Consider the following 564-nt stretch of genomic DNA (forward strand, 5'->3'; position numbering starts at 1 on the left):
GGAGGGAGCCGTCGAAGGTGGGACTGGCGATTGGGACGAAGTCGTAACAAGGTAGCCGTACCGGAAGGTGCGGCTGGATCACCTCCTTTCTAAGGAGCAACCTTCACCGAAAGGTGACAGGAGCCCACAGCCGGCCGAACGCGTCGGATGGGTGCTCATATGGCGGAGACACTGGCGAGTCCTGCGGACAGCGGCTCTTCACGCTAGTACTGCTCACTTGTGGGCGTGGAACGAGTGTTGAGTGCGGTTCGAAAGGCATACAGGCACCCTGTTGGGTCCTGAAACAACCAACGTAGCGATACGGGGTTGGTTCAGACGAGATCCACATCTGTCGCAATACCGGTCGGCGTAGCCGGCGAGGTTGTGGCTGATAAAGAGGTGTGGGTTTGGTGTTGGTTGAGAATTGCACAGTGGATGCGAGCATCTTTATAGCTTTTTTGTGGTCAAGTTGCTGAGGGCGTACGGTGGATGCCTTGGCACCAGGAGCCGATGAAGGACGTGGGAGGCCGCGATAGGCCTGGGGGAGCTGTCAACCGAGCTGTGATCCCAGGGTGTCCGAATGGG

The 564-nt window shown here is 58.3% G+C and carries 2 rRNA genes; both read left to right on the top strand.

Annotation, left to right across the window (positions count from 1 at the left end):
- Positions 1-89: ribosomal RNA gene (locus ABD332_RS59965) — 16S ribosomal RNA — on the top strand; the annotation flags it as partial.
- A gap of 352 nt (positions 90-441) precedes the next feature.
- Positions 442-564, top strand: a 23S ribosomal RNA gene (locus ABD332_RS59970); the annotation flags it as partial.

Source organism: Dactylosporangium maewongense, assembly GCF_039531485.1.
Lineage (GTDB): Bacteria > Actinomycetota > Actinomycetes > Mycobacteriales > Micromonosporaceae > Dactylosporangium > Dactylosporangium maewongense.